This is a genomic window from Erythrobacter sp. GH1-10, from assembly GCF_045363165.1.
GTDB lineage: Bacteria > Pseudomonadota > Alphaproteobacteria > Sphingomonadales > Sphingomonadaceae > Erythrobacter.
Genome location: NZ_JBJFLP010000001.1, coordinates 2,768,496 through 2,793,403 on the forward strand (window position 1 = coordinate 2,768,496; position 24,908 = coordinate 2,793,403).

Consider the following 24,908-nt stretch of genomic DNA (forward strand, 5'->3'; position numbering starts at 1 on the left):
CCGCAGCGGATCAACCTTCGCAGGTGACCTTGCGGCGATTGGCCTCGTATTGGTCGAGCAGGCGCCCGCTGGCGACCGCCGGATAAGTCTCGCCGAACTCCGCGAGCGCGATGCAGGCGCGGCGCGTATCGTCCATCGCGATCATCGATTCGGCGAGGAACAGCAGGCTATCGGGCGCGCGCGCCGCGGTGCGATCGGCCTGGTAGTTGCGCAGGAACCAGCGCGCGGCTTCTTCGGGCAAGCCATCGTCGAGGAAGGCACGGCCAAGCAGGTTGCGGCCCCATGTGATGCGCCAGTGATCGGGATACTGTTCGATAAAGCTCGCCAGTTGCTGGCGCGCTTCGGGGTAGAAACCGGCATTCCACAGGCGGAAGCCGTAGGAATACTCGTCATCCGCCGCATCGTCGGTCTGCGGCTTGGCGATTTCCTGAACCGCAGCGAGCCGGGCGGCGCTTGGCCCGGTCTCCGTCTGCGGAGCGGACTCGGCCTCCGGCTGCGCGGTCGTTTCGGTTGCACCGCCGGTCATCGCGGCAAGGTTGCTGTCGGTCGCGGGCTCTTCGCTGACAGGTCCGGCTGGCGAACCACCCTCGCGGGACGCTTCGAGAGCGGCCACCCGTTCTTCCATCAGCCCGAGCGCGTTGGTGTTTTCCTCGGTCAGCGAGGTGAGCCGCTGCAATTGCAGTTCGATCGCGTCCAGCCGCGCGAGAATGTCGGTCACCGCCGTGGTCGAAGTCTGGTTGGTGCGCGTCGGCTGGCCGGTCGCGTCGCTGGAAATCTGGGGCTCGAAGAAGCGCCCGTCGGCGCCCGGAAACACATTGCGCTGCAGCGCCCGGATTTCGGCTTCGATCTTGCGGATGCGCGCTTCGGAAACGCCGTCCTGCGCCATTGCAGGCACCGGCGTGGTCGCCACCGTGGCGGCAAGGGCAAACCCGGCGATGGTTCGGATCAGGGTGGTCGGGCTTGCGGCTCGAACAGCGAATGTCATGGGTCTTAGGGCTCCCTCTCTGCGATGACTGGACGGAATGCCGATTCATCCGCCTCGCGCATCGCACCGTGTCTGACAGGTCCGCATGCTGGCGGACCGCGCATGAATATGAGCCGAATCTGTGCCGCCTGCCGCCATCCAAGTCGAGCGCACAGGGCAGCAAATCGGTGGGAAAGGCTCAGTTCGTCTCGATCCGTGCGGAATCGGGCGTTTCGGCGCGGGCGAGCAGCGCCGCCGCCGATATCGGAGTGTCGCCCATGGTGATCGGCTCTTCGGCGAGCTTGGGCACCCTTCGCCCGTCGATGGTGATCGCCAGCGCGTCGGGGCGTCCGGTGTTGATCCGGGGCTCGCTCGCGTCGGCGGGCAATTCGAAGCTCTCTCCGGTATTCATCTGCTTTTCCAGCAGGCGCTCGCCGCCTTCTTCATAGAAACGAACCCAGATGCCGTCCTCGAGTGCGGTGAAGACCACCTGCCCGCCGAGATCGATCGCGCGGCCGTTTGCCGTCGGCGTTGCACCCGTCGCGTCAGCCGGTGTCGCAGCGAGGTCCGCACTGGTATCGCCCGCCTCATCGGCATCGGCGACGATCGAGGGAAGCTCATCGCCCGTCGCGAAATAGGTGCTGTAGAAAGCGACCAGGCCGACAACGAGGATCAGCGCGGCAAATGCACCGAACCAGGCAAGGCCCGCAGAAGGCAGTTTCGCCGGATCGCCCGGCTCCATCCCGCCAGCGAGCGCCGATTGTCTCGAATAGCCTTCGGACAGTTCGTCGCGCACGGCATTGACAATCTCGTTCTCATCGAGCCCGACAGCTTTCGCGTAGTTGCGGGCGAAACCGATCGCATAGGTGCGCGACGGCAATTCGCTGTAGTCGCCCGCCTCGATCGTTTCGAGATGGCGCTGCGGGATCCGGGTTTCGGCCGCGACATGGGCGATATCGAGGCGCTGCTCCTCACGCGCCGAGCGCAGGCGCTGACCTGCAGTCTGCAAAGCCAGTTCCGGCTCCGCAGTCAGCTCGTCTGCGCTGCTATCCTGTTCGCTATCCATGACCCGGTCCACGTATACGTGGGTTTATATACCTTGTTCTGAACGCCAGAGAAACTTTGTCGGTTCCCGTGTCAAGGATTCGCTTTACGGGTCGCCGCGAAACTCGGTCGGACCAGCTTGTCTGCGCCCGTTTCAGTCGGCTTCGATGCCGCGCTCTTCCGCCCAGGCCGAAAGCTCGCGCCGCAGATCGACCGAAGGATCGAGCAGCCAGGCGGTCATGGCATCGCCGATTTCCTTGAGATCGACCTTGCGCACCAGCTCCTTGATCGGTCCGACTGCGGCGGGCGTGATCGAGAAGCGACGGAACCCGATGCCGAGCAGTGCCAGCGCCTCGAGCCGCCGTCCGCCCATCTCGCCGCACACGCCGAGATCGACCTCGTAGCCGACGGTCGACTGCACCACGCGGCGCAGGAACCGCATGATCGGGATCGACAGCCAGTCATAGCGTTCGGCCAGATCGGGATTGGCGCGGTCGGCGGCGAACAGGAACTGGGTGAGGTCGTTGGTACCGACCGAAAGGAAGCTCAGCTTGGGCAGCAACAGGTCGAGCACTTCGGCGAGCGCCGGCACTTCGAGCATCGCGCCATAATGGATCGCATCGGGCAGCAGCTTCTTGTTCTTGCGCAGGTAAGCGAGCTGTTCGTCGAAGACGGCCTTGGCCGCGTCGAATTCCCACGGTTCGGACACCATCGGGAACATGACGTAAAGCGAACGACCAGCACTCGCTTCCAGCAACGCGCGCGCCTGCGCTTTCATCAGCCCTTCGCGGTTGAGCGCGAGCCGCAATGCACGCCAGCCCATCGCCGGGTTCTCGTCATTCTCGGCGATCTCGGACGCGAGATAGGGTACCGACTTGTCGCCGCCGATATCGACCGTGCGGAAGACCACCGGCTTGTCGCCCGCCGCATCGATGACGTCGCGATAGAGCCGGAACTGCTTTTCGCGCTGCGGCAGCGTGGCGGATACGAGGAACTGAAACTCCGTCCGGAACAACCCGACGCCGTCCGCGCCGGTCATGGCGAGCGCGCTGATATCGTCGCGCAGCCCTGCATTCATCATCACCTGGATGCGCGTACCGCAGCGGGTGAAGGGTTCGACATCGCGCAGCTCGGCATAGGCGGCTTGCTTTTCACGAGACTTCGCGAAGCGCGCTTCGAAGGCATCGGCAACCTGCTGGGTCGGGCGGATCGTCGCGGTCGCCGCGGTGGCATCGAGCAGGATTTCGTCACCGTCGCGGATGATCCCGCGAATGCCGTTCGCGCGGCCCAGCACCGGCACGCCCATGGCGCGGGCAACGATGACGACATGCGCGGTGAGCGAGCCCTCTTCGAGGATCACACCCTTCAACCGCCGCCGGTCGTATTCGAGCAATTCGGCAGGGCCGAGATTGCGCGCGATCAGGATGGTATCGCGCCGCAGGCCCTGTTGCGCCGCAGTGCCGAGCTGACCCGAGACGATGCGGAGCAGCCGGTTTGCGAGATCTTCCAGATCGTGCATCCGGTCGGCGAGCAGCGGGTCGTCGATCTCGCGCATCCGCATCCGCGTGTGCTGCTGCACGCGCTCGATGGCCGCTTCGGCGGTAAGACCGCTGTCGATCGCCTCGTTTATTCGCCGCGACCAGCCCTCGTCATAGGCGAACATCTTGTAGGTCTCGAGCACCTCTTCGTGTTCCCCGCCGACGCCGAACTCGGCCTGGCTGGAAAGATTGTCGATCTGCTCGCGCATCTTGTCGAATGCGCGGTAAACCCGCTGGCGTTCGGCCTCGATATCCTCGGCGACGACCTGGGTGATCTGAACGCGCGGCTGGTGGTAGACCGCCTGGCCGACCGCGAGGCCCTTGACTAGTGTCAGCCCGTTGACGACCTGCGGGCCGGTCTGTTCCTCGCTCAGCCCGCGCGCTTCCTCTTCGTCGATCAGCTCGGCATTCGCGATCAGTTCGGAGAGCACCATTGCGGTGGTCTGCAGCGCCTCGATCTCGACCTCTTCGTAGCGCCGCGGATCGACATGCTGGACGCACAGCACGCCCACTGCGCGCTCGCGGTAGACGATCGGAACGCCGGCGAAGGAATGGAATTTCTCTTCACCGGTTTCAGGGCGATAGGCGAAGTCCGGATGCGCCTTGGCTTCGGCAAGGTTGAGCGTTTCGACACGGTCGGCGATCGTGCCGGTCAGGCCCTCGCCGATGGCCATCCGGGTGACATGGACCGCGCTCTTGTTCAGACCGCGCGTAGCAAAGAGTTCGAGCATGCCTTCGCGCAGCAGATAGATCGAGCACACCTCGCTTGTGAGGCTTTCCCCGACGATGTCGACCACCCTGTCGAGCTTGCCCTGCGCATGCATGCGCGAGGCCATAACCTCGTGAAGGCGGGTGAGAATCTTTCTGGCGGAAGCGGCGGCTGACATGTCGGTCAACGCTTAGGCAGTCCGGCGCGCAAAAGCAAAGCGAAGCGGTGCGGCCCGCGCGCATTTGCACGATGCGGCCGGACTGCCCGCGCCCGGAGTGTGCAGTGCCCACCCGGAACCGGAATCACTACGCCGCGATTGGGCTGAGGAAGAGCCCCCGTGCGCGCTAGGCGCGGGCGATTTCTTCCTTCAATCGCAGCTTGCGTTTCTTAATGGATTGAATCGTCGCTGCATCAGGCGCGGGGCGGGCCAGTTCTTCGCGAAGCTTGGCTTCGAGGCCGGCGTGTTTGGATTGGAGCGCGTTGACGTGAGACGATGCCATACAGGTTCTCCTATGTATCGGGGGGCTGCCCCCGGGGGAACGACTCGGCACCATGCGGCCGAGCCGCTGATTTCGATGAAACCATATGAAGGTTAACTTGCAAACCCCTTCATTTGAGTGAAACGATAGAGTTGCACACAGGCGCGGGGAATCATCCGCGCAATCGGGTTCGACACGGAGAGGCGTGACGCTGCATGAACGAGCAAGAGCTCCAGAAGAAACTTGAATTGCTGCGCTCCGAACACCGCGATCTCGATGCGGCGATCACGGCGCTGACCGAGAGCGGGTCGACCGACCAGTTGCAGATCGCGCGGCTCAAGAAGCGCAAGCTGCGCCTGAAAGACCAGATTGCGATTATCGAGGACACGCTGCTTCCCGATATCATAGCGTAACTTCGCGCGCCTTCGGGTGCGATTGTCGCATGTGGAGCGCGGCTCGTCTCGTTAAGAACCGGTCGATTCTGTCCCGCTCGGGGACGTTTTCAAATCCTGCTTGGATAATAACCTTACTGCCATGGCCCGGCGCGCGGATGCGGCGTAGCAATCAGTGAGTTATGGCTCGCACAGGCAATCTTTCACGCCCGATTATCGAGGCTTTGTACACCGAAGCGCTCGTCCTTGCAGACGATGTTCGCGCGGTTTTCGCGCTGGGCACGAGGGAACCGGATATCGGCGAGGATGCAATGGTCCGGCTGGCGCTTTCGACCGAGGGCCTCAAGACCACCACGCGCATGATGCACCTGCTCGCATGGCTGCTGAACCAGCGCGCCTTCTTCTCGGGCGAGCTATCCGAAAACCAGGTGCGCAATCACGGCGCGCTGCCGCCCGATCGCCCTTCCGATCCGGAGCAGCTCGAACTGCTCGAGCCGGAAACCGTTGCCCTGATCGAAGAAACCGAAGCCATGCACCGGCGGATCGCGCGGCTCGATGCGGCGTGGCGACAAAGCTTCGAGCTGGGTTCGCCCGCCCGCGCCCTGCGCAGCCGGATCGATCAGGAATTCCGGCGCGGCTGATTCTGCCGGTCAAGCCGCCGCGAGCGCTTTCTTCCAGCTTGCCAGCCGCGCTTCGCGGACACTGTCATCCATATCGGGTTCGAAGCGCATCAGCTTGCCGCGCATCGCCTCGGCGGCGCTTGCAAGGTCGGGATAGAGCCCCGCTCCCGCCGCTGCGAGCATAGCCGCGCCGAGCGCGGTCGTCTCGACGAAATCGGGCCGCTCGACCGGAACCCCCAGCACATCGGCGAGGTCCTGCGCCATCCAGCTGTTGGCCGCCATCCCGCCATCAATGCGCAGCGTCTCCCAAGGTGTGCCGTCGGCAGCGAACGCCGTCGCAAGATCGTGGGTCTGGTGCGCCATCGATTCGAGCGCGGCGCGCGCAAGTTCGGCCTTGCCGCTCGCAAAGCTGAGGCCCGAAATCACCCCGCGCGCTTCGGCCTGCCAATGCGGCGCTCCCAATCCTGCAAGCGCGGGCACGATCGTCACTCCGCCGCTGTCGGGGATCGAGCGGGCAAGCTCCTCGGTCTGGCTGGCCACCTCGACGATCCCAAGCGAATCGCGCAGCCACTGGACGAGGCTGCCCGCGACGAACACCGATCCCTCGATCGCGTAGGTGCGCCTGCCGCCGATCTGCGACAGCACCGTGCCAAGCAGGCGATTGCGCGATTGCGGGATGTTCTCGCCTTGGTTGGTGAGCACGAAGGCGCCGGTGCCGTAGGTTGCCTTGGTCTCTCCCGGAGTGAGGCAAGCCTGCCCGATCGTCGCCGATTGCTGGTCGCCCGCCATACCGGTGATCGGGATCGCCGATCCGAACAGCGCGGGGTCGGTCTCGCCAAGCGTACCGGACATGTCGATCACCTGCGGGAGGGCGGCATGCGGCACGCCCAGCAGGTCGCACAGCCCTTCATCGAAGCCCGCTCCCGCCAGTTCGAGCAAGAGAGTGCGGCTGGCGTTGCTGGCATCGGAAACGTGCGCGCCGCCGGTCAGCTTGAAGGTCAGCCAGCTTTCGATCGTGCCGAAGGCGAGCGTGTCTTTTGCGGCCGCCGCGCGGACCTCGGCCACGTTATCGAGCATCCAGCGCATCTTGGTGCCCGAGAAATAGGGATCGAGCAGCAATCCGGTACGGCGCTGCACTTCCGCTTCGTGCCCGCTCTGCCGCAGTTCGGAGCAGAACGGTTCGGTCCGCCGGTCCTGCCACACGATTGCGCGGGTCAGCGGCTCGCCGGTCACCTTGTCCCACGCGACCACCGTTTCGCGCTGGTTGGTGATCCCGATGCCCGCAATCATGGCCGCTCCGCCAGCCTTGGGGATCACCTCGAGCGCGCAGGCGAGCGTCTTCTCCCATATCTCTCCCGCATCGTGCTCGACCCAGCCGCTTTTCGGATAATGCTGGGTCAGTTCCTTCTGCGCGGAGGCGACCAACACCCCGTCGCTCGCGAACAGCATCGCGCGGGTCGAGGTGGTGCCTTCGTCAAGGACAAGGATGTAATCGCTCATCGGGCTCCCCTTCTCGGGCGTGACATGTGCACGGGCGCACGCCATATGCAAGGGCATGGCTGGCATTCCTCCCAAACCGTGGCCCACGGGCAAAGCCGAGCAGGTAGAGCCGCTCGTCAAGCGCGTGCTTGCGCCCAACCCCTCGCCCTACACCTACACCGGCACGCAGACCTATGTCGTCGGCGAGAGCCACGGGCCGGATTGCGCCGTGATCGATCCGGGCCCGAACGAGCCCGCGCATATCGACGCAATTCTGGAAGCCGTGGCCGAGCGCCGGATCGTCGCGATCATGTGCACCCACACCCACCGCGACCATTCGCCTGCTGCCGCGCCGCTATCGGAGATGACCGGAGCGCCGGTGGTCGGCTGCGCACCGTTGGTGATCAAGACCGATTTGCCGCGCTCGGACGAGGCGTTCGACACGACCTATTCGCCCGACCGCGTGCTCGAAGACGGCGAGGCGATGCAGGGCACAGGCTGGACGTTGACCGCGGTCGCGACGCCCGGTCACACTTCGAACCATTTGTGTTTCGCGCTCGAAGAGAGCGGCGCGCTGTTCACCGGCGACCACGTGATGGGCTGGTCGACGAGTGTCGTCATCCCGCCAGATGGAGACATGGGCGATTATATGGCGAGCCTCGAGAAACTGCAGGCGCGCGAGGACACGGTCTATCACTCGGCGCATGGCGAAGCGATCACCAAGCCCAGGCAGCTGGTGCGCGGAATGATCGGCCACCGCCGCCAGCGTGAAAACCAGATCCTGCGGCTCCTGGGCGAAGAGGCGCGTCCGGTCTCGGATTTCATTCCGCACATGTACAAGGGGCTCGACGAACGCCTAATCCCGGCGGCCGAAATGAGCGTGACGGCCCACCTGATCGACCTCGAAAGGCGCGGGATAGTTTCTGTGGAGGACGACGTCTGGCGCGTCCTGTGAAGCTGGACGGACCTTCGCCTTGCGAACCCGCCGAAGGCGTCGGCATGCCCGTGCGCGCCGGGCTTTGACCAAGCGCCCGGTTTTTGCTCGAAAAAGCTGATCGACCGCCTATATCGGGCGCGAACGATATAGCGGGGTCATACCTATGAGCATCGAGACCAAAATCCCATCGGGCGAGGACCTGCTCGCCGAGATCGACCGGCTGCGCAAGGAGCGCAACGCGGTGATCCTCGCGCATTATTACCAGACGCCCGACATCCAGGACATTGCCGATTTCGTGGGCGATTCCTTGCAGTTGTCGCAGCAGGCCGCGGAAACCGATGCGGATGTGATCGCGTTCTGCGGGGTCAAGTTCATGGCCGATACCGCCAAGATCCTCTCGCCCGAAAAGATCGTGGTGCTGCCCGACATGGACGCCGGCTGCAGCCTCGAAGACAGCTGCCCGCCCGACAAGTTCAAGGCCTTCCGCGAGGCGCATCCCGATCACATCGCGCTCACCTACATCAACTGCTCGACCGAGGTGAAAGCGCTTTCGGACGTGATCGTCACCTCGTCGAGCGCGGAGACGATCCTGCAGCAGATTCCGAAGGACCAGAAGATCATCTTCGGACCGGACCGGCATCTGGGGGGATACCTTTCGCGCAAGTTCGACCGCGAGATGCTACTGTGGCCGGGCGTGTGCATCGTCCACGAGGCTTTCAGCGAGACCGAGCTGCTGAAGCTGAAGGAGCAATATCCCGATGCGCCCGTCGCGGCGCACCCCGAATGTCCGCCTGCGATCATCGACCATGCCGATCACGTCGGCTCGACCAGCTCGATCCTCAACTTCGCCAAGAATTTCGAAGGCGACACGCTGATCGTCGCGACCGAGCCGCACATTATGCACCAGATGGAAAAGGCGCTGCCCGAAAAGACCTTCATCGGTGCGCCGGGTGCGGACGGCAACTGCAACTGCAATATCTGCCCCTACATGGCGCTCAACACGATGGAGAAGCTCTACGTCGCGCTGCGCGACCTCGAACCGCGCATCGAGATCGATGAAGAACTGCGGCTCAAGGCGAAACGCAGCCTCGACAAGATGCTCGAAATGGCGAGCGATACGGTCGGCAAAGGCGATGTCGGCGAGATCGAAATCGAAGACGTTCCCGAGGGCGAGGTGCCAAGCGGGGATTGAGTGAAATTCGGCGGTCATAGGTATAACTGGAAAGGCTTCCTGCGCCGCCGTGCCGGCAAAGCGATAATGCTGACGATCGCCATGATCGGGCTGATCTCACTCTACGCCGTGCTCGATGTTCAAACGGCGGTTATGAGCGGAGCAACCCAGAAGCCCGTATTCAGTTGCATCGACGCACCGCATCTCGACAAACGCGAGACGCTGGTCGACCGCGCGTTTGCGCGGGCCGTGGCCTCTCATCGACAGCCAGATGCGGGCAGTTCCTCCAATTGGCATTTCGCGCAGGCTAACGCGATCTATGGCGGCTGGCTCGCCTACTCGAAAGAGGAACGCAAGGAACTGATGATGCCCTCCCTCGAAGCGCTACCGGCGTGCAAGGACCGCAACTAACCCTCGCTTGAAGCGTTTCCCCCTCGATGAAAGCCGAAATCCGCTTCTTCTGGGCGCGTCTCAACGCCAATTACTGGTTCTATCCCGCCCTCTTCGCGATCCTCGCGGCGCTCCTTGCGTTCGGCACCGTCTGGCTCGACCGCAACGGTTATGGCGCGTTCCTGAGCGAGGCCCAATGGCTCGTGCCGGTCGGGCCCAGCGGTGCCTCTGACATCCTCTCGGTCATGGCGGCAGCCATGATCGGGGTCGCCTCGACCGTGTTCTCGATCACGCTGGTCGCCGTCACCTATGCGAGCGGAAATTACGGCCCGCGCCTGCTCACCAACTTCCTCGAGGATAAAGGCAACCAGGTCAGCCTCGCGACCTTCATCTGCACCTTCGTCTATGCGCTGATCGTGCTGCGATCGGTGCGGGCGGGAGACGAACTGCCCGCCGGTGTCGGAGCCGAAAGTGCCACCACGCTCCCCGGATTTGCTCCGCAGCTCTCGCTCCTTGGCGCTTACATCCTCGTGGGTCTGTGCGTGGCGGTGCTGGTGTTCTTTCTCAACCACGTCCCCTCGTCGATCCGGATCAACAAGGTGCTGGAATCGATCGGGACGCGGCTGCTCGATGCGGTGCGCGACGCCTATCCGGTCGAAGACTCGTTTGCCGACGCCCGCGAACCGCAAGGCGGAGAGCCCTTGCCCGCAACCGCGACCGGCTATGTCCAGCTGATCGACTTCGAGGATTTGGTGAAGACCGCTCGCAAGCACGACTGCACCTTGTCGCTGCGGGTGCGGACGGGCGATTTCGTGCATCCCGGCTTGCCATTGCTCGACGTGAAGGGCTGCGCGGTCGACGATATCGAAGCGAGCGTGCGCGAAGACTTCACACTCGGTTCGGTCCGCACGCCGGAACAGGACCCGCAATTCCTGATCGACGAACTGGTGGAGATCGGGCTGCGCGCGCTTTCGCCGGGTATCAACGATCCGTTCACCGCGATCACCGCGTTGCACTGGCTCGGTGCGGCGATCTCGGAAATCGGTCGTCGCGATCTGCGCAAGACAGTGTGCGACGACGATGCCGACGATTGCCCGGTCATCCCCCGTTCGGACGGGTTCGACCATTTCGTCGCACGCGGGTTCGGATCGATCCGTGGCGGCGTCGCGACCAGCCCGGTCGCCGCGCTGGTGATGCTCGATACCATTTCGAACGCGGCGATCCCGATCGTCCATGACGGTCGCAGGCAGATGCTGATCGACGAAGGCAGGCAATTGATGGAGCAGGCCAAGATCGATCTGAAAGGACCCGACCTTGCCAAGGTGCGAGAACGGTTCGACCGGTTCGAGCGCACGTTCGGCGAGACGGAATCGGAAGACTAACCCCGCTTCTGCACCATCCCGGGACCCGCCTTGCGCGTCGTCGCCCTGGCCACCACGAGAGCGCTGCCCAGCAGCACCATCCCGCCGATGTCGAGCGGGGTCAGCACTTCGCCGAATACCGAATAGCCCACGAGCGCCCCGACCGCGGGCTGGGTCAGCAGCGCAAGGCCGATCACCAGCGGCGGAAAGTGACCGAGCGAATAGACCAGCAGCCCCTGCCCGATCAGCTGGCTGGTGACGAACAGGATCAGGATCGGCGTCCAATTGGTCGGCAAAACAGGCTCTCCCAGCGCGAGCGCCAAAGTGAGCAGGACCGGGCAGGCAAAGACACTCACCCAGACGAGAAGACTCCACGAGCCGAACCGGGCGCGCTCGCCCTGCAGCGTGAGCAGGTAAACCGCGTAGAGCACCCCTGCGGTGAGGCAGAACAGGTCGCCGACGAAGGTCTCGGTCGAAATCTCGAGGCTGCGACCGAGCAATATTCCTGCCCCGCCGAGCGCGCAGGCGATCGCCAGCCATTCGAGCCCGCGCGGCAGCATTCGCGCGATGATGAAGCCCCAGAACAGGAGGATGATCGACCCGGCATTGCCGAACAGCGTCGCGTTGCCGAGCCGCGTCATCCCGATCCCGACGTGCCAGCTCGCAAGGTCCATCGCGAAGGCGCACGCTCCGATCGCGACGAGCACCAGCGTCTTCCTGGGCATGCCGCCGAGGCGCTGTCCGGCCATCCGCGCGAACACCATCAGGAACGGCAGTGCGAGGAACAGCCGCCAGAACGCCGCGCTCACCGGACCGGTATCGGCCTCGCGCACGAACCATGGCCCAAGCGCCAATGCGACATTGCCGCCGAGCAGCGCCGCCAGCAGCAGCGCCGCGCGCGCATCGAACAGCTTTTCTTGGGCGGCCCCGTCATTTTCCATCCTTGCGCCCTAATCCGCAAAGCCCCAAGTGAACAGCCAAGCTAAGCAACAGGAGAAGATTCCGCGATGCATGACGTTCTGTTCCAGCCGCTCAAGATGGGTGCCCTCGAAGCGAAGAACCGCATCTTCATGGCCCCGCTCACCCGCGGCCGCGCCGCCGAGCCGATGTTCACCCCGAACGAGATGATGGCGACGTATTATCGCCAGCGTTCTGGCGCGGGCATGATCCTTACCGAGGCGACAGGCATCAGCCGCGAAGGACTCGGCTGGCCATCCGCCCCCGGCATCTGGAGCGACGAGCAGGTCGAAGGCTGGAAGCTGACGACCGAGGCGGTGCACGAGGAAGGCGGGCTGATCGTGATGCAGCTGTGGCACATGGGCCGGCTGGTCCACCCCTACTTCCTCGATGGCGAACCGCCGGTGTCGGCGAGCGCGACCAAAGCTCCCGGCGAGGCCCACACGCCGATCGGCAAGCAGGAGTACGGGACCGCACGCGAGCTTTCGAAAGACGAGATCAAGCGCGTGGTCGCCGATTACCGCCACGCCGCCGAAAACGCCAAGAAAGCCGGCTTCGACGGGGTCCAGTTGCATGGCGCGAACGGCTATCTCGTCGACCAGTTCCTGCGCGATTCCTCGAACCTGCGCACTGACGAATACGGTGGCAGCCCCGAAAACCGCACCCGTTTCCTGCGCGAAGTGCTCGAGGCGCTGATCGAGGTGTGGGGCGCGGACCGGGTCGGCGTGCGCCTCTCTCCCAATGGCGAGACCCAAGGGGTCGACGACAGCGATCCGGCAGCAACCTTCGGCGCGGCGGCAAAGGTGTGCGAAGAGCTGGGTCTCGCCTTCGTCGAGCTGCGCGAGCCGGGCCCGGACGGCACCTTCGGCGCGACCGACGTGCCCAAGCAGAGCCCGCTGATCCGGCAAATCTATTCCGGCCCGCTGATCCTCAATTCGGATTACGGCGCCGATGAGGCCGATGCCGATGTATCCAGCGGCAAATGCGACGCGGTGAGCTTCGGGCGACCGTATATTTCGAACCCCGATCTCGAAAAGCGGATCGCGGCAGGCGCGCATCTCAACCCGAACAAGGACGTGCCCAAGAGCTGGTACTTCCCGATTCCGGAAGGTTACATCGACTATCCGACGCTAGAGGAAGAGCAGGCGGAAACCGCCGCCTGATCACTCGACCGGCGGGGCGACCGTCGGTGTCGGAGCAGGCGCAGGTGTTGGCGCAGGGGCCGGAGCAGCGGGAGGCGCTGCTTCGGCCTCTTCGCTTTCGGGCTCCGGCTCTTCGTCCGCCTCGGCGGGTTCGCTCGCAGCTTCACCCTCCTCTGTCACCTCCGATCCAACAGCGGGGGGCGATTGCGAAGTCAGTTCTTCAAGCGCGAGCATGTCGTCGCTGATTGTGCCGCCAAGCACTTCGCCGGCAGCCTCGCCGCCTTGCTCTACGGCTTCCTCGCCGGCGGGATCGTCGTCACCACAGGCGGCAAGCAGCAGTGCAGGTGCGAGGGCAAGGAGCGGATGTCGGATCATGTCGGGCACGCCTTTCGCCCCGACTTGTCGAGCGCGTCAAGGAAATCCTGCGCGCGCGCCATCAGCGCCTGGTCCCATTCGTCCTGCGACACGCTCTTGCCGAGCCGCGCGAGGCTGGTGACGCCGAATTCGTCGATGCCGCATGGGACGATACCGGTGAAATGCGACAGGTCGGGATCGAGGTTGACCGAAAATCCGTGCATCGTCACCCAGCGCCGCACGCGCACCCCTATCGCACCGATCTTGGCCTCGCGCCCGTCGATATCGCGGGTCCAGATGCCGACCCGGCCCTCGGACCGCCAGCATTCGACCCCGAAATCGGACAGCGTGTCGATCACCCAGCCTTCGATCGAATGGACGAAGCAGCGTACATCCTTTCCGCGCTCGTTGAGATCGAGCACGAGGTAACCGACCCGCTGGCCGGGGCCGTGATAGGTATAGCGCCCGCCGCGCCCGGCCTCGACCACTTCGAAGCGGGGATCGACGAGTTCTGACGGATCGGCGCTGGTCCCGGCAGTGTAGACCGGCGGGTGTTCGAGCAGCCAGACAAGTTCGTCGGCCTCGCCCGCCGCCACTGCCGCGTTGCGCGCCTCCATGTCCGCAAGGGCATGCGTATAAGGAACGGGCGCGTGCGACTGCCGCCATTCGATCCGCCGATCCGCTTCGGAATTCCGAGCTACGCTTGCCATCGCCTGTTGGTGGGGGCATTGCGGGCCATTATCAAGCGCTAAGACGATCAGGATGGGCGCATCGAAACGCGCGAGGGGTGACGCATGAAACTCGATATGAACAAGGTCTGGACCCGCTGCATGGTGCTGGTGCGCGAGAATTTCCAGCTGCTCGCGGTGATTGCCGGGGTGTTCATCCTCTTGCCGACCATGGCGATGTATTTCCTCATCCCCGGCATGGAGGCTTTCGTCACGCCGGGTGCCGATCCCGAAGTGGTGCAGGAACGGATGCTCGAGCTTATCGGTCCGCTGCTGACCTATGGCCTGATCGGAAGCGTGATCCAGTTCGTAGGCTATGGCGCAATGGTCGCGCTGATGGGCGAGAACCGGCCAACTGTGGGCGAAGCGCTGGGTACCGGGGCGAAATCGGTGCTGAGCGTGATCGGGGCGTTCGTGATCTTCTTCGTGCTCTACATGGTGGCGGCGATCGTGATCGTCACGCCGATCGCGATGCTGGCCGGCGCCATCGGCGTGCCCGGCCTCGCGGCGATCGCACCGCTCTTTGTCATCGCGATCGCGCTGTTCCTGATGGCGCGGTTCTCGCTGACGATGCCGGTGATCGTGGTCGAGCACATGCTCAACCCGCTCAAGGCGGTAAAGCGATCATGGGATCTGACCGGCCCGAGCCAGTGGGGCGTGCTCGGGTTCTGGCTGATCCTCGGCGTCGCCTATATGGTCATATCGCTATTGCTGCTCGGCGTGTTCGGAGTGATCGCGGCGCTCGCCGGCGACGGAACCACCGGCATGCTCATCCTCGGCCTGTCGAACGGGCTGATATCGATGGTGGTGAGCATGGTCCTGTGCGGGCTCGCCGTGGCAATGCATGCACAGCTCGCCGGTCCGTCCGAAAAGGACATTGCAGCAACTTTCGATTAAGGCTGGTGCCTCAGGCGGCGGCGCCGTCGTCCTCGGCTTTCCACGCCCAGTAGAGCTTGCAGGGCAGGACATTGAGCCACTCGAAGCCCTCATCGATCCGCTCGAAGAACGGTTTCGATTCGTCACGCACGGCCGAGGTGAACTGGTACGCGAGGAAGCCTCCGCCCGGGCTGAGCACGTCATGGGTCGCTTTGGCGATTTTGGTCGCCACTCCTGCCGGAAGGGTCGAGAACGGCAGGCCCGACAGGACGTAGTCCGCCTTTTCAAGTCCAAGCTCGGCGAGGATCTCCTCGACGTTTTCAGCCGAACCGAGCACCGCGTGGAAGCGCTTGTCGCGGATCGAACGGTTGAGATAATCGATATACATCGGGTTGGTGTCGATCACGACCAGCCTCGCATCGCCGCGCAGCTTTTCCAGCACCGGGCGGCAGAACGTACCCACGCCCGGCCCGTATTCGACGAACACTTCGCATTTGCCCCAATCGACCGGTTCCAGCATCTTGCGGATCGTGAAGCGCGAGGACGGGATGATCGATCCCACCATGCGCGGATGCTCCAGAAATCCGCGGAAGAACACGGCCCATTGCGCGGTGTAATCGCGCCATCGCGCGCGCAGGCCGCCGCGTTTTCCGATTGCTGAAATATTGCCGGTCATTCTTTCTCCTGCGCGATTGGCGCATCTGTTCGAACGGGGTTTGCCCATTCGCCTCGCAGACTGGATATCCGTTTGCAAGTCCCCCACGGCTGGCTTAGCCAATCGCGACCATGGCCGATGCCGATCCCTCGACTGCGAAAGCACCCCCGCGTTCGATATCGAACGGACGCATGGCATTGCTGTTCACCGTCATGCTGGTCACGGCAGCGGGCAACACCGCGATGCAATCGGTGATGCCCTCGATCGGGACCGCGCTCGAGGTCGAGGATTTCTGGATCAGCCTCGCCTACAGCTGGTCGGCCTTGCTGTGGGTAGTGTGCGCGCCGATCTGGGCGCGGCGCTCCGACCAGCGCGGCCGCAAGGCGATGATGGGGCTCGGGCTGATTGGCTTCATCGTCTCGATGGTGTTGTGCGGCGCGGCGTTGTGGGCGGGCCTGGCAGGCTGGATGACGGCATTCTGGGCGCTGATCGCCTTCGCAGCCGCGCGCAGTCTCTATGGCGGGTTCGGCAGCGCCGCACCGCCTGCCGTTCAGGCCTATGTTGCCTCGCGTACACCGCGCGCCGAGCGCACGCAGGCGCTGTCGCTGATCGCGTCGAGCTTCGGTCTTGGTACCGTGATCGGCCCCGCGCTCGCCCCGCTGATGGTGCTGCCGTTCCTCGGGCTCGGCCTGACGGGCCCGTTCATCTGCTTTGCGATAATCGGGGTGGTGGCGCTGGTCGTCCTGCGGCTGCGACTGCCCAACGACGAGCCGCAATTCGCCGCGCGCGGTCTTGCCGCGCCCTATTCGAGCGGCTCGGGCGCGCCGAGCGATCCCGGCGAAGCGTTCGATTCCGAAGACGAGGAAGACGGATCGGAACCGAGGGAGCCGGGCAGGCTTGGATGGTTCGACAAGCGCCTGCGACCATGGATCGTGGCGGGGTTCTTCGGCGGGCACGCGCAGGCGATGGTGCTGGGCATTTCGGGCTTCCTCGTGCTCGACCGGCTGGGCTTGCGCGACACACCTGCCGAGGGCGCGGGTCCGGTCGGCCTGGTACTGATGGTCGGCGCGGCGGCGACCCTGCTGGCGCAGTGGGGATTGATCCCGCGTTTCAACCTCGGCCCGCGTGCGGCGACCTTGTCGGGAATCGCGGTAGCCGCCTTCGGCACGGTGATCCTGGCGATCTCGCAGCAGATTCAAACCATTGCCCTTGGCTATGGCATCGCCTCACTCGGATTCGGGCTGTTCCGCCCGGGCACGACGGCGGGCACTTCCCTGGCCGTGACCCGCGCCGAGCAGGGACAGGCATCCGGCGTCGTCGCCTCGCTCGCGGGGGCAAGCTACATCTACGCCCCGGCGCTGGGCGTGTATCTATACGGCCATTCGGACTGGCTCGGTTTCGGGCTGATCGTCGCGCTGTGCGTGGTGGTGTTTGTGCACGGCTGGCGAGCCCTGCAGAGCGACCGAATCCTCACGCGGGAACGGATCTAGAGCAGCTCGCGGACCTTGTCCTGCGGGCGGCACAGGGCCACGCCCTTGTCGGTTTCGACCAGCGGCCGCTCGATCAGGATCGGTTCCGCCGCCATGGCGTCCAGCACCGTGTCGGCATCTGCATCGGGCAGTCCGCGTTCCCTGGCATCGGTTCCTCGGATACGAAGCCCCTCTTGCGGGGCGATCCCGGCATCCTTGTAAAGCTGCGCGAGTTTTGCGCGGGTCGGCGGGTTCTTGAGATATTCGATCACCGTCACCTCCACGCCCGGCATCTCTTTGAGGATCGCCAGCGTCTTGCGCGACGTGCCGCATTTGGGGTTGTGCCAGATGGTCGCTTTCATGTCCGAATCTCCCGTTGATTGGCCGCCGCAGCGCTAGCGCACGGGCGGCGATTTCGCCACACGCAACCTCAATTGAGAATAATTCTCAAATTCCGTCTTGCAGTTGCGAGTAAGTTGCAATAGCGACTCTCGCCAAGACGGAAGGACACTCATGATTCACACGATTTCCCGCACCACCCTGCTCCTTGGTTGCGCAACTCTCGCATTCCCCGCAGCCGCTGAAACCGCGCCGGAGAATGCACCCGAAACTGCCGAGACCAGCGCCGAGGCGGTCGATTACGGCGACCGCAACATCGAGGTTCGCGGCGATGTCCTCTACAGCGACCAGATCAATGCCGTGAAGACCCCGACGCCGATCCTCGACGTGCCGCAAAGCGTCACGATCACCACGCAGGAGGAAATCCTCGAGCGCGGCTTCACCAGCATCGGACAAATCGTCGATTACACCCCTGGCGTGAACACCTCGCAGGGCGAAGGCCATCGCGATGCGATCGTGTTCCGCGGCGTGCGCTCCACCGCCGACTTCTTCATCGACGGCGCGCGCGACGACGTGCAGTACTATCGCGGGCTCTACAATCTCGAACAGGTCGAGATCCTGCGCGGACCCAACGCGCTCCTGTTCGGGCGGGGCGGCACCGGCGGCGTGCTCAACCGCGTCACCAAGAAAGGCGTGATTGGCGAGACCTTTGCCGGCGGCCAGCTGGCAGTCGATACCTTCGGCGAATTCGGCGTCCAGGGCGACCTGAACCTCGCGGTCGGAGACACCGCCGCAGTCCGAATCAACGCCGCCTATGAAGGGCTGAACAACCACCGCGATTTCTACGACGGCGAACGCATCGGCTTCAACCCGACCGCGCGGGTCGAACTCGGCGAGGAAACGCTGCTCGACCTGTCCTACGAATTTATCGACCATTACCGTTTCGTCGATCGCGGCATCCCGACCGGGACCGACGGTCGCCCGGTCGAAGCGTTCGAAGACATCGTTTTCGCCGATCCGGAAGAGAACTTCACCGATCTTCAGGCGCACCTGTTGCGCGCCAACCTGCAGCACGCGTTCTCGGACAATGTGAAGGGCGTTTTCAGCGCGTTCTACGGCGATTACGACAAGGTCTATTCCAACGTCTACGTCTCCGGCTACGATCAGGCCAATACGCCCGATGTCGTGACCCTCGATGGCTATATCGATACGACCAAGCGCCAGAACCTGATCCTGACTGGCAACATCATCGGGGACTTCGAAACGGGGGCTATCGGTCACACGCTGCTGATTGGCGGCGAATATATCGCGACCTCGTCGGACCAGGACCGCTTCAACACCTTCTGGAGCACCACGCAGGACGACAACGAAATCTTCGCCGTCGAGCGCCCGCTCGCCTTGCGCGGCAATGTCGGCGTGAACGCATCCGGCCAGCCGACCACCAACGACTACACCGCCGACCTCAACGATTTCACGCAGGTCGAGATCGACGTCTTGTCACTCTACATCCAGGACGAGATCGAGGTGACCGACTGGCTCGATATCGTGATCGGCGGCCGGTTCGACAGCTTCGACATCGAAGTGCTCAACGTGCCCGCGAACGAACTTCGCAGCCGCAAGGACGAGGAATTCTCTCCGCGCGGCGGCATCATCATCAAGCCGCGGGAGAACATCTCGTTCTACGCGAGCTATTCGGAAAGCTTCCTGCCGCGCTCGGGCGAGCAGTTTACCGACATCAACGGTTCGGCCAATGCGCTCGATCCCGACACCTTCACCAATCTCGAGGCCGGCCTCAAATGGGATTTCGACCAAGGCCTGAGCTTCACCGCAGCGATCTTCGAGATCGAACAAAGCTCGCCGCAGCCGAACGACAATGATCCCGCCACGCTCGACGTGATCGATTCGCGCATTCAGGGCTTCGAGCTTCAGCTTCAAGGCGAGGTCACGCCGGGCTGGTTCATGTCGGCGGGCTACAGCTTCCTCGATGGCGAACAGGTCGACCGGCTGGGCCCGACCGGCCTGCGCCCGCGCGAACTGCCCGAAAACATGTTCTCGATCTGGAACCAGGTCGAAGTGACCGACCGCGTCGGCATCGGCCTCGGCCTCACTCACCAGGACGAAAGCTTTATCGACAACGGCAACAACGCCGTGCTGCCCGCCTACACACGGGTGGATGCTGCCGCCTGGTTCGAAGTCAGCGAGAATCTGCGCCTGCAGGTGAATGTCGAGAACCTGACTGACACGCTCTACTTCCCCAACGCGCACGCTACGCACCAGGCAACGGTCGGCGCGCCGTTCAACGCCCGGTTCGCGGTCACCGGAAGGTTCTAGGAGCCGCCGTCGGTTTCGGCGGGCGGTCGTCGCAGCGCCGGCACGCTCTCCGCGGCATCGGCAGCGCTGATGCCCGGCGCAGGTGCAGCGCCGATGCTCTCGCCGCGCTGGATCACCCGGCTCGCGCGCTGGATCACCCTGACCAGCCGCGGGTAGACGCCGCAGCGGCACAGGTTGGTGATCGCCTCCTCGATCTCGACTTTGCTCGGTGAGGCGTTGCGTTGCAGAAGCCCTGCCGCAGCGATGACGATACCGGGCGTGCAATAGCCGCACTGGATCGCCTGTTCCGCCACCATCGCCTGCTGTACCGGATGCGAACGATCGCGCGACAGCCCCTCGATCGTGGTGATGAAGCGCCCTTCGCATTCGGCGAGGGTGATAAGGCATGAACGAAGCGCGGTGCCGTCGACCAGCACCATGCACGCGCCAACGCAATCGCCTCCACCGCAGCTCTTCGTGCCTGTCAGGTTGGCTGCCTCGCGCAGCGCGTAGAGCAGCGGCATCTCGGGATCGAGATCGAATTCCACCGGTCGATCGTTGACAGTCATGCGCGGCATGGGCGGGCATTTAACGCATGAGGCGCGCGGCTCACAGAAGTTTTTCGCTTTGTCTCTCCTGCCCCTGAGGCTAGGCGAGCCGTCGATGAGCGACGCCAATCCCGCACCCGAGAATTCATCGGCCAAACTGGTGCGGGGCAGCATTCCGGAGCATCTGGTCGGCCAGACCGCTCCGGCGATCGTCGGCGTCGCGGCGATCATGTCGATCGGGCTGGTCGATGCCTATTTCATCGGCAAGCTCGGCAGTGACGCGCTTGCGGCGATTTCCTTCATTTTCCCGGTATCCGTGGCGCTCTCGAGCCTCGGGGTCGGCGTCATGGTCGGGATCAATTCGGTCGTCGCCCGCGCGCTGGGCGAAGGGGACGACGAAAAGGCAGCGCGGCGCGCCAATTTCGGGATCGTCTTTGCGGCCCTGTGCGGAATCACGATCGGACTGACGCTCTACGCCCTGCTCGAACCGCTGTTCGCGCTGATGAACGCGCCGGACACTATCGCGCCGCTAATCCGGATCTACATGGAGCCCTACGCGCTCGGCTTTCCGCTGATCCTCGGAATCATGGGGCTCAACGGGGTGCTGCGAGGCCAGGGCGAAGCACGCAAGACGAGCCTCGTCTCGATCACCTTTGCCGCCGCCAATTGGGTGCTCGATCCGATCCTGATTACCGGGGCTTTTGGCGTCGAGGGCTTCGGGATTGCCGGAGCCGCATATGCCACGATCATCGGCTGGGGCTGCGGGGTGGCCATGGCGATGTTCCTCGCGCGCAAGGCGGACATTCCGATCAACCCCATGCTGCTGAAAGATTGCAGCCTGGTCGACCCCGCGATCTCGATCCTGCGCGTGGGCGTCCCTGCGGCGCTTTCGAACTCGATCAATCCGGTCGGTCTCTCGATCCTTACTGCGCTCGTCGCGCTGGAAAGCGAAGCCGCGGTCGCGGGCTTCGGCGCGGCGGGACGGCTGCAAAGCTTTGCCACCGTCCCGCTCCTGGCGCTATCCGGATCGATCGGCGCGATCGTGGGCCAAAACTGGGGGGCCAAGGAATTCGGTCGCGCGCGGCAGGCGGCGCTCTATGCGGGAATCTTCTGCATCGCCTGGGGGCTCGCCATCGCCATCGCGATGGTCGCAGCGGGCGAATGGTTCGCCGACCTCTTCACCGAAGACCCGGCGGTGATCGACCAGTTCGCGCTTTATCTCAGCATTGCTGCCTGGGGGTATGCTGGTTTCGGCCTGCTGATCGTCGCCAACGGCATCCTCAATGCAGTCGACCAATCGAAATACGCGTTGCTGCAATCGCTCGCGCGCGTGTTCCTGGTGATGCTGCCGGTCGCATGGCTGTTGCAATCCGCATGGGGTAGCGAGGCGATCTACACCGCCGAACTCGCCGCCAACCTGTTCGGCGCGATCAGCGGCGTTGTGCTGATCTGGTACGTGTTGCATTGCCGAGCTCCCGAGTAGGCAAGCGGTAGCCCTTCATTAACCATCCTCCCCCATAGACGGTCCTGCATTGCAACAGGGGCGCACGGGCCATGGACGAACTGCTGGCGGAATTCGTCGCAGAAACACGCGAGATGCTGGAGGCGAGCGAGGGCGAAATCATCGCCTGGGAAGCCGATCCGACCGACCGCGCACGCCTCGATACGATCTTCCGCTTCGTCCACACGGTGAAGGGCAATTGCGGTTTTTTCGATTTTCCCCGGCTCGCCTCGCTCAGCCATGCCGCAGAGGACGCGCTGGCGGATTGCCGCGCCGGACGCCGCGAGCCTGACAGCGAGCTGGTTACGGCGGTGCTCGCGATTATCGACCGGATCGTGCAGATGGTCGACGCGATCGAGGCCGGTGAGAAATTCCCCGAAGGCGGCGACGAAGCGCTGATCGCAGCTCTCGGAAACCATGGGGAAGACGACGACGAAATCGTCGTGCACGATGAAACCGTCCCCGCGCAGAATACCGCTGGTCACGAAAGCGACGCGGACAAATCTTCCGGTTTCGCGGCGGACAAGGCCGCTCCGGCGGTACAGCGCAGCATCCGCCTGCCCGTCGATCTTCTCGACCGCGTGATGAGCGGCGTCTCCGACATGGTGCTCGCGCGCAACGATCTCGGTCACCGGCTGCGGCAGGCTGGCAACCAGCCGACCATCGACGGACCGTTCGAACGGCTCACCACGATTCTGTCCGACGTCCGCGATGCCATCACCCGGATGCGCATGCAGCGAATCGAAACGCTGTTCGCGGCCCTGCCCCGCCTCGTGCGCGATCTCTCCGCCGAACTCGGCAAACAGGTGATGATCGACCTCGAAGGCGGCGATGTCGAACTCGACCGCGAAATGGTCGAGATGGTGCGCGATCCACTCACCCATATCATCCGCAACGCGATCGATCACGGGATCGAACCGCCTTCCGACCGGCTGAAAAAAGGCAAACGCGAGATCGGCCTGCTGTCGATTGCCGCGCGCCAATCGGGCAACACGATCTCGATCGTCGTCAGCGATGATGGAGGCGGGCTCGACGAAGACAGGATCGCCGCCAAAGGCGTCAGCACCGGCCTCATCACGGCCAAGCAGGCCAAGGAGATGGGCCGGGAGAAAATCCTTCAGCTGATCTTCGAACCGGGCTTTTCTACCGCCGAAAGCGTCAGCAATGTCTCGGGACGCGGGGTGGGGCTCGATGTGGTTCGCGAAAACCTCGAAAAGGTCGGCGGCAGCATCAAGGTGTCGAGCCAGCCGGGCGTCGGCACGCTGTTCACGCTCCAGATCCCGCTCACGCTCAGCATCATCGCCGGGCTCACGGTGGAGGTCGGCAAGCAACGCTTCGCGATACCGCAAAGCTATGTCGAAGAGATCATTCATGCCTCGGCCAAGGCGCTCGATTTCACCCGCGTGGGCGACACCGCCCTGGTCACCTTCCGAGGCAACCGCGTGCCCTGCCTGCTGCTCGCCGAGGTGCTCGGACTGCCTGCAGGCGACATCGTCGAAGGCGACCACACAATGGTCTTGCTGCGCCTCGCCAGCGGCGATCTGTTCGCGCTCGCTGTCGACCGTATCCACACGCATGGCGATCTGGTGGTCAAGCCGCTCGCTCCGGCGGTCATGAAGGCCGGAATCTATGCCGGTTCGACCCTGCTCGACGATGGCCAGCCGATCCTGCTGCTCGATGTGACCAACATCGCCGGTCGCTACGGTCTCGTTTCCGATGCGCGCACACGGGTCCTTCAGGCGGTCGAGGAAACCGCCGAGACCAAACGAGCCGACGTGTGCCGCGCGATGCTGTTCACCGATTTCGACGGGCGCCGCCGCGCGGTGCGGCTCGAACTGGTCAAGCGCATCGAAACCACCACCATCGACGTGATCGATCGCAGCGGCCCCGCACCGCGTGCCGTGATCGACAGCACGATCCTGCCGCTGGTCGGCCTACCCGAGGGCCCGCTCCCGACCGAAAAGCTGCGTCTGCTGCGGCTTAGCGATGGAGAATGCGAACTGCTCCTTGCCGTGCGCGAGGTGGAAGACGCCGCCGAACTCACCGGCAAGTTGAAGCCGGTCAAGGACGATCCGATGGTCGAAGCCGTGACGCTGGTTGATGACCGCACCGTCTCAGTGCTCGACGGACACGAACTGTTCGCCAGACACGGCGAAGCGCCCGAAGCGGTGGCCAAACCGCTATGCCGCCTTCCCGGCAGCGATTGGGCGCGCAACATCCTCGGGCCGCTGGTCGAATCCGCCGGCTACGAGATCGCCGATCCAACAAGCGAGCCCGTGAACGATGGCAGCGAAGTCTCGATCATGCTCGAAGAAGAATATGAAGCGGCCACCGCGCTCGAAATGCCGCTGAGCGGACCGATTATCCGCCTGCGTAGCCTGCCACAGGCCACGCCCGGCGAGGACACGATATACCGCTACGATCGCGACGCGCTGATCCAGGCGCTGCGCAAGGCTCGCACACCGGAAGGGACCGGACGATGAACGAACTCATGGTCATGATCCAGATCGCCAACCGCCGCTGTGCGCTGCATGCGCACGACGTCCAATCGGTAATCGAACTCGGCGCGATCACGCCCGTCCCGCAGACTCCTTCCTTCATCGCCGGGATCACAGCTATGCGAAGCCAGGCGCTGACCGTTATCGATTCGCGACTGGCGCTCGGCCTGTCGAGCGCCGATTGGGCCACCGACACGCGTGCGGCAGTCGTTTCGGTGGGCGGATATTCGTATGCCCTGATGATCGACGCGATCGAGGACATCACCACGGCAACCGGCGAACCGACCCAGGTCACCGGGGGCTTCGGCCCCGAATGGTCACGGGTCGCGACCGGCATGATCGAAACGTCGAGCGGCCCTGCGCTGCTGATCGATCTTCCGGCACTGGTGGCCGGACCGGAAGACGCCCGCGGAGATATCCCGGATGCGGCTTAATCCAATAGTTACC

24 protein-coding genes are annotated in these 24,908 nt (G+C 64.1%); 13 read left to right on the top strand and 11 right to left on the bottom strand.

Going from position 1 to position 24,908, the window contains the following annotated elements; genetic code table 11:
- Positions 1-10: 10 nt before the first annotated feature.
- The 4 genes from ACI5KX_RS13625 to ACI5KX_RS13640 all read right to left on the bottom strand — a co-directional run bounded on the left by ACI5KX_RS13625 (position 11) and on the right by ACI5KX_RS13640 (position 4,755).
- Complete coding sequence (locus ACI5KX_RS13625; RefSeq protein WP_406811203.1) at positions 11-985, bottom strand: tetratricopeptide repeat protein; 975 nt, start codon at positions 983-985, stop codon at positions 11-13.
- A gap of 178 nt (positions 986-1,163) precedes the next feature.
- The gene (locus tag ACI5KX_RS13630; protein WP_406811204.1) at positions 1,164-2,030 is read right to left on the bottom strand and encodes a RodZ domain-containing protein; all 867 of its coding nucleotides are present in this window, start codon (positions 2,028-2,030) and stop codon (positions 1,164-1,166) included.
- Positions 2,031-2,162: 132 nt separating this feature from the next.
- Positions 2,163-4,433 (bottom strand): phosphoenolpyruvate--protein phosphotransferase, encoded by a 2,271-nt coding sequence (gene ptsP, locus ACI5KX_RS13635; protein WP_406811205.1) that lies wholly within the window; start codon positions 4,431-4,433, stop codon positions 2,163-2,165.
- Positions 4,434-4,599: 166 nt separating this feature from the next.
- The gene (locus ACI5KX_RS13640) at positions 4,600-4,755 is read right to left on the bottom strand and encodes a YdcH family protein (RefSeq protein ID WP_406811206.1); all 156 of its coding nucleotides are present in this window, start codon (positions 4,753-4,755) and stop codon (positions 4,600-4,602) included.
- Positions 4,756-4,949: 194 nt separating this feature from the next.
- Here ACI5KX_RS13640 and ACI5KX_RS13645 point away from each other — a divergent pair, with 194 nt between their 5' ends.
- Both ACI5KX_RS13645 and ACI5KX_RS13650 read left to right on the top strand, forming a co-directional pair.
- The gene (locus tag ACI5KX_RS13645) at positions 4,950-5,147 is read left to right on the top strand and encodes a YdcH family protein (RefSeq protein ID WP_406811207.1); all 198 of its coding nucleotides are present in this window, start codon (positions 4,950-4,952) and stop codon (positions 5,145-5,147) included.
- A 161-nt stretch (positions 5,148-5,308) separates the two neighbouring features.
- Positions 5,309-5,767 carry a DUF1465 family protein gene (locus ACI5KX_RS13650; protein WP_406811208.1) on the top strand — a complete coding sequence of 153 codons (459 nt, stop codon included), beginning with the start codon at positions 5,309-5,311 and terminating at the stop codon, positions 5,765-5,767.
- Positions 5,768-5,776: 9 nt separating this feature from the next.
- On the opposite strand, the gene glpK is transcribed toward ACI5KX_RS13650, so the two are convergent.
- On the bottom strand, positions 5,777-7,246 hold the full coding sequence (glpK, locus tag ACI5KX_RS13655) for a glycerol kinase GlpK (protein ID WP_406811209.1): 1,470 nt from the start codon (positions 7,244-7,246) through the stop codon (positions 5,777-5,779).
- Positions 7,247-7,301: 55 nt separating this feature from the next.
- Here glpK and ACI5KX_RS13660 point away from each other — a divergent pair, with 55 nt between their 5' ends.
- The 4 genes from ACI5KX_RS13660 (at position 7,302) to ACI5KX_RS13675 (ending at position 11,105) form a co-directional block, all read left to right on the top strand.
- On the top strand, positions 7,302-8,180 hold the full coding sequence (locus tag ACI5KX_RS13660; RefSeq protein WP_406811210.1) for an MBL fold metallo-hydrolase: 879 nt from the start codon (positions 7,302-7,304) through the stop codon (positions 8,178-8,180).
- 145 nt (positions 8,181-8,325) lie between these two features.
- Positions 8,326-9,354 (top strand): quinolinate synthase NadA, encoded by a 1,029-nt coding sequence (nadA, locus tag ACI5KX_RS13665; RefSeq protein WP_406811211.1) that lies wholly within the window; start codon positions 8,326-8,328, stop codon positions 9,352-9,354.
- A 66-nt stretch (positions 9,355-9,420) separates the two neighbouring features.
- A complete protein-coding gene (locus tag ACI5KX_RS13670) occupies positions 9,421-9,744 on the top strand; it encodes a hypothetical protein (RefSeq protein ID WP_406811212.1) in 324 nt (107 codons plus the stop codon).
- 26 nt (positions 9,745-9,770) lie between these two features.
- Positions 9,771-11,105 carry a DUF2254 domain-containing protein gene (locus ACI5KX_RS13675; RefSeq protein ID WP_406811213.1) on the top strand — a complete coding sequence of 445 codons (1,335 nt, stop codon included), beginning with the start codon at positions 9,771-9,773 and terminating at the stop codon, positions 11,103-11,105.
- Here the strand turns inward: ACI5KX_RS13675 and ACI5KX_RS13680 are convergent.
- A complete protein-coding gene (locus ACI5KX_RS13680; protein ID WP_406811214.1) occupies positions 11,102-12,025 on the bottom strand; it encodes a DMT family transporter in 924 nt (307 codons plus the stop codon). The two genes, ACI5KX_RS13675 and ACI5KX_RS13680, sit on opposite strands and share 4 nt — an antisense overlap.
- Before the next feature lie 66 nt (positions 12,026-12,091).
- On the opposite strand from ACI5KX_RS13680, the gene ACI5KX_RS13685 reads away from it, so the two are divergent.
- A complete protein-coding gene (locus tag ACI5KX_RS13685; protein ID WP_406811215.1) occupies positions 12,092-13,204 on the top strand; it encodes an alkene reductase in 1,113 nt (370 codons plus the stop codon).
- Here the strand turns inward: ACI5KX_RS13685 and ACI5KX_RS13690 are convergent, their stop codons facing one another.
- Both ACI5KX_RS13690 and lipB read right to left on the bottom strand, forming a co-directional pair.
- The gene (locus tag ACI5KX_RS13690) at positions 13,205-13,558 is read right to left on the bottom strand and encodes a hypothetical protein (RefSeq protein ID WP_406811216.1); all 354 of its coding nucleotides are present in this window, start codon (positions 13,556-13,558) and stop codon (positions 13,205-13,207) included. It lies immediately after the preceding gene.
- The gene (gene lipB, locus ACI5KX_RS13695) at positions 13,555-14,247 is read right to left on the bottom strand and encodes a lipoyl(octanoyl) transferase LipB (RefSeq protein WP_406811217.1); all 693 of its coding nucleotides are present in this window, start codon (positions 14,245-14,247) and stop codon (positions 13,555-13,557) included. The genes ACI5KX_RS13690 and lipB overlap by 4 nt, the downstream gene beginning before the upstream one ends.
- An 84-nt stretch (positions 14,248-14,331) precedes the next feature.
- On the opposite strand from lipB, the gene ACI5KX_RS13700 reads away from it, so the two are divergent.
- Positions 14,332-15,162 carry a glycerophosphoryl diester phosphodiesterase membrane domain-containing protein gene (locus tag ACI5KX_RS13700; protein ID WP_406811218.1) on the top strand — a complete coding sequence of 277 codons (831 nt, stop codon included), beginning with the start codon at positions 14,332-14,334 and terminating at the stop codon, positions 15,160-15,162.
- Between the two features lie 10 nt (positions 15,163-15,172).
- Here the strand turns inward: ACI5KX_RS13700 and ACI5KX_RS13705 are convergent, their stop codons facing one another.
- Complete coding sequence (locus ACI5KX_RS13705) at positions 15,173-15,817, bottom strand: class I SAM-dependent methyltransferase (protein ID WP_406811219.1); 645 nt, start codon at positions 15,815-15,817, stop codon at positions 15,173-15,175.
- Positions 15,818-15,927: 110 nt separating this feature from the next.
- On the opposite strand from ACI5KX_RS13705, the gene ACI5KX_RS13710 reads away from it, so the two are divergent.
- The gene (locus ACI5KX_RS13710) at positions 15,928-17,286 is read left to right on the top strand and encodes an MFS transporter (RefSeq protein ID WP_406811220.1); all 1,359 of its coding nucleotides are present in this window, start codon (positions 15,928-15,930) and stop codon (positions 17,284-17,286) included.
- Here the strand turns inward: ACI5KX_RS13710 and arsC are convergent.
- A complete protein-coding gene (arsC, locus tag ACI5KX_RS13715; RefSeq protein ID WP_406811221.1) occupies positions 17,283-17,627 on the bottom strand; it encodes an arsenate reductase (glutaredoxin) in 345 nt (114 codons plus the stop codon). The genes ACI5KX_RS13710 and arsC overlap by 4 nt on opposite strands.
- Positions 17,628-17,778: 151 nt before the next feature.
- Here arsC and ACI5KX_RS13720 point away from each other — a divergent pair, with 151 nt between their 5' ends.
- Positions 17,779-19,935, top strand: coding sequence for a TonB-dependent receptor (locus ACI5KX_RS13720; protein ID WP_406811222.1), 2,157 nt, complete (start codon positions 17,779-17,781; stop codon positions 19,933-19,935).
- Here ACI5KX_RS13720 and ACI5KX_RS13725 read toward each other — a convergent pair.
- Positions 19,932-20,492 (bottom strand): (2Fe-2S)-binding protein, encoded by a 561-nt coding sequence (locus ACI5KX_RS13725; RefSeq protein ID WP_406811223.1) that lies wholly within the window; start codon positions 20,490-20,492, stop codon positions 19,932-19,934. The genes ACI5KX_RS13720 and ACI5KX_RS13725 overlap by 4 nt on opposite strands.
- Positions 20,493-20,577: 85 nt before the next feature.
- On the opposite strand from ACI5KX_RS13725, the gene ACI5KX_RS13730 reads away from it, so the two are divergent.
- The 3 genes from ACI5KX_RS13730 to ACI5KX_RS13740 all read left to right on the top strand — a co-directional run bounded on the left by ACI5KX_RS13730 (position 20,578) and on the right by ACI5KX_RS13740 (position 24,895).
- The gene (locus ACI5KX_RS13730; RefSeq protein ID WP_406811224.1) at positions 20,578-21,945 is read left to right on the top strand and encodes an MATE family efflux transporter; all 1,368 of its coding nucleotides are present in this window, start codon (positions 20,578-20,580) and stop codon (positions 21,943-21,945) included.
- A 71-nt stretch (positions 21,946-22,016) separates the two neighbouring features.
- Positions 22,017-24,446 (top strand): chemotaxis protein CheA, encoded by a 2,430-nt coding sequence (locus tag ACI5KX_RS13735; protein WP_406811225.1) that lies wholly within the window; start codon positions 22,017-22,019, stop codon positions 24,444-24,446.
- Positions 24,443-24,895 (top strand): chemotaxis protein CheW, encoded by a 453-nt coding sequence (locus tag ACI5KX_RS13740; RefSeq protein ID WP_406811226.1) that lies wholly within the window; start codon positions 24,443-24,445, stop codon positions 24,893-24,895. Before ACI5KX_RS13735 ends, ACI5KX_RS13740 begins: the two co-directional genes overlap by 4 nt.
- Positions 24,896-24,908 lie beyond the last annotated feature (13 nt).

Bases quoted from the DNA above. Each gene is read 5' to 3' on its own strand.
- ACI5KX_RS13710 (WP_406811220.1), top strand. From the start codon at position 15,928: ATGGCCGATGCCGATCCCTCGACTGCGAAAGCACCCCCGCGTTCGATA.
- ACI5KX_RS13735 (WP_406811225.1), top strand. From the start codon at position 22,017: ATGGACGAACTGCTGGCGGAATTCGTCGCAGAAACACGCGAGATGCTG.
- ACI5KX_RS13645 (WP_406811207.1), top strand. From the start codon at position 4,950: ATGAACGAGCAAGAGCTCCAGAAGAAACTTGAATTGCTGCGCTCCGAA.
- ACI5KX_RS13680 (WP_406811214.1), bottom strand. From the start codon at position 12,025: ATGGAAAATGACGGGGCCGCCCAAGAAAAGCTGTTCGATGCGCGCGCG.
- ACI5KX_RS13685 (WP_406811215.1), top strand. From the start codon at position 12,092: ATGCATGACGTTCTGTTCCAGCCGCTCAAGATGGGTGCCCTCGAAGCG.
- ACI5KX_RS13705 (WP_406811219.1), bottom strand. From the start codon at position 15,817: ATGACCGGCAATATTTCAGCAATCGGAAAACGCGGCGGCCTGCGCGCG.
- ACI5KX_RS13660 (WP_406811210.1), top strand. From the start codon at position 7,302: ATGGCTGGCATTCCTCCCAAACCGTGGCCCACGGGCAAAGCCGAGCAG.
- ACI5KX_RS13690 (WP_406811216.1), bottom strand. From the start codon at position 13,558: ATGATCCGACATCCGCTCCTTGCCCTCGCACCTGCACTGCTGCTTGCC.
- ACI5KX_RS13740 (WP_406811226.1), top strand. From the start codon at position 24,443: ATGAACGAACTCATGGTCATGATCCAGATCGCCAACCGCCGCTGTGCG.
- ptsP (WP_406811205.1), bottom strand. From the start codon at position 4,433: ATGTCAGCCGCCGCTTCCGCCAGAAAGATTCTCACCCGCCTTCACGAG.
- arsC (WP_406811221.1), bottom strand. From the start codon at position 17,627: ATGAAAGCGACCATCTGGCACAACCCCAAATGCGGCACGTCGCGCAAG.
- ACI5KX_RS13700 (WP_406811218.1), top strand. From the start codon at position 14,332: ATGAAACTCGATATGAACAAGGTCTGGACCCGCTGCATGGTGCTGGTG.
- ACI5KX_RS13630 (WP_406811204.1), bottom strand. From the start codon at position 2,030: ATGGATAGCGAACAGGATAGCAGCGCAGACGAGCTGACTGCGGAGCCG.
- ACI5KX_RS13640 (WP_406811206.1), bottom strand. From the start codon at position 4,755: ATGGCATCGTCTCACGTCAACGCGCTCCAATCCAAACACGCCGGCCTC.
- ACI5KX_RS13720 (WP_406811222.1), top strand. From the start codon at position 17,779: ATGATTCACACGATTTCCCGCACCACCCTGCTCCTTGGTTGCGCAACT.
- glpK (WP_406811209.1), bottom strand. From the start codon at position 7,246: ATGAGCGATTACATCCTTGTCCTTGACGAAGGCACCACCTCGACCCGC.
- ACI5KX_RS13725 (WP_406811223.1), bottom strand. From the start codon at position 20,492: ATGCCGCGCATGACTGTCAACGATCGACCGGTGGAATTCGATCTCGAT.
- nadA (WP_406811211.1), top strand. From the start codon at position 8,326: ATGAGCATCGAGACCAAAATCCCATCGGGCGAGGACCTGCTCGCCGAG.
- ACI5KX_RS13670 (WP_406811212.1), top strand. From the start codon at position 9,421: ATGCTGACGATCGCCATGATCGGGCTGATCTCACTCTACGCCGTGCTC.
- ACI5KX_RS13625 (WP_406811203.1), bottom strand. From the start codon at position 985: ATGACATTCGCTGTTCGAGCCGCAAGCCCGACCACCCTGATCCGAACC.
- ACI5KX_RS13675 (WP_406811213.1), top strand. From the start codon at position 9,771: ATGAAAGCCGAAATCCGCTTCTTCTGGGCGCGTCTCAACGCCAATTAC.
- ACI5KX_RS13730 (WP_406811224.1), top strand. From the start codon at position 20,578: ATGAGCGACGCCAATCCCGCACCCGAGAATTCATCGGCCAAACTGGTG.
- lipB (WP_406811217.1), bottom strand. From the start codon at position 14,247: ATGGCAAGCGTAGCTCGGAATTCCGAAGCGGATCGGCGGATCGAATGG.
- ACI5KX_RS13650 (WP_406811208.1), top strand. From the start codon at position 5,309: ATGGCTCGCACAGGCAATCTTTCACGCCCGATTATCGAGGCTTTGTAC.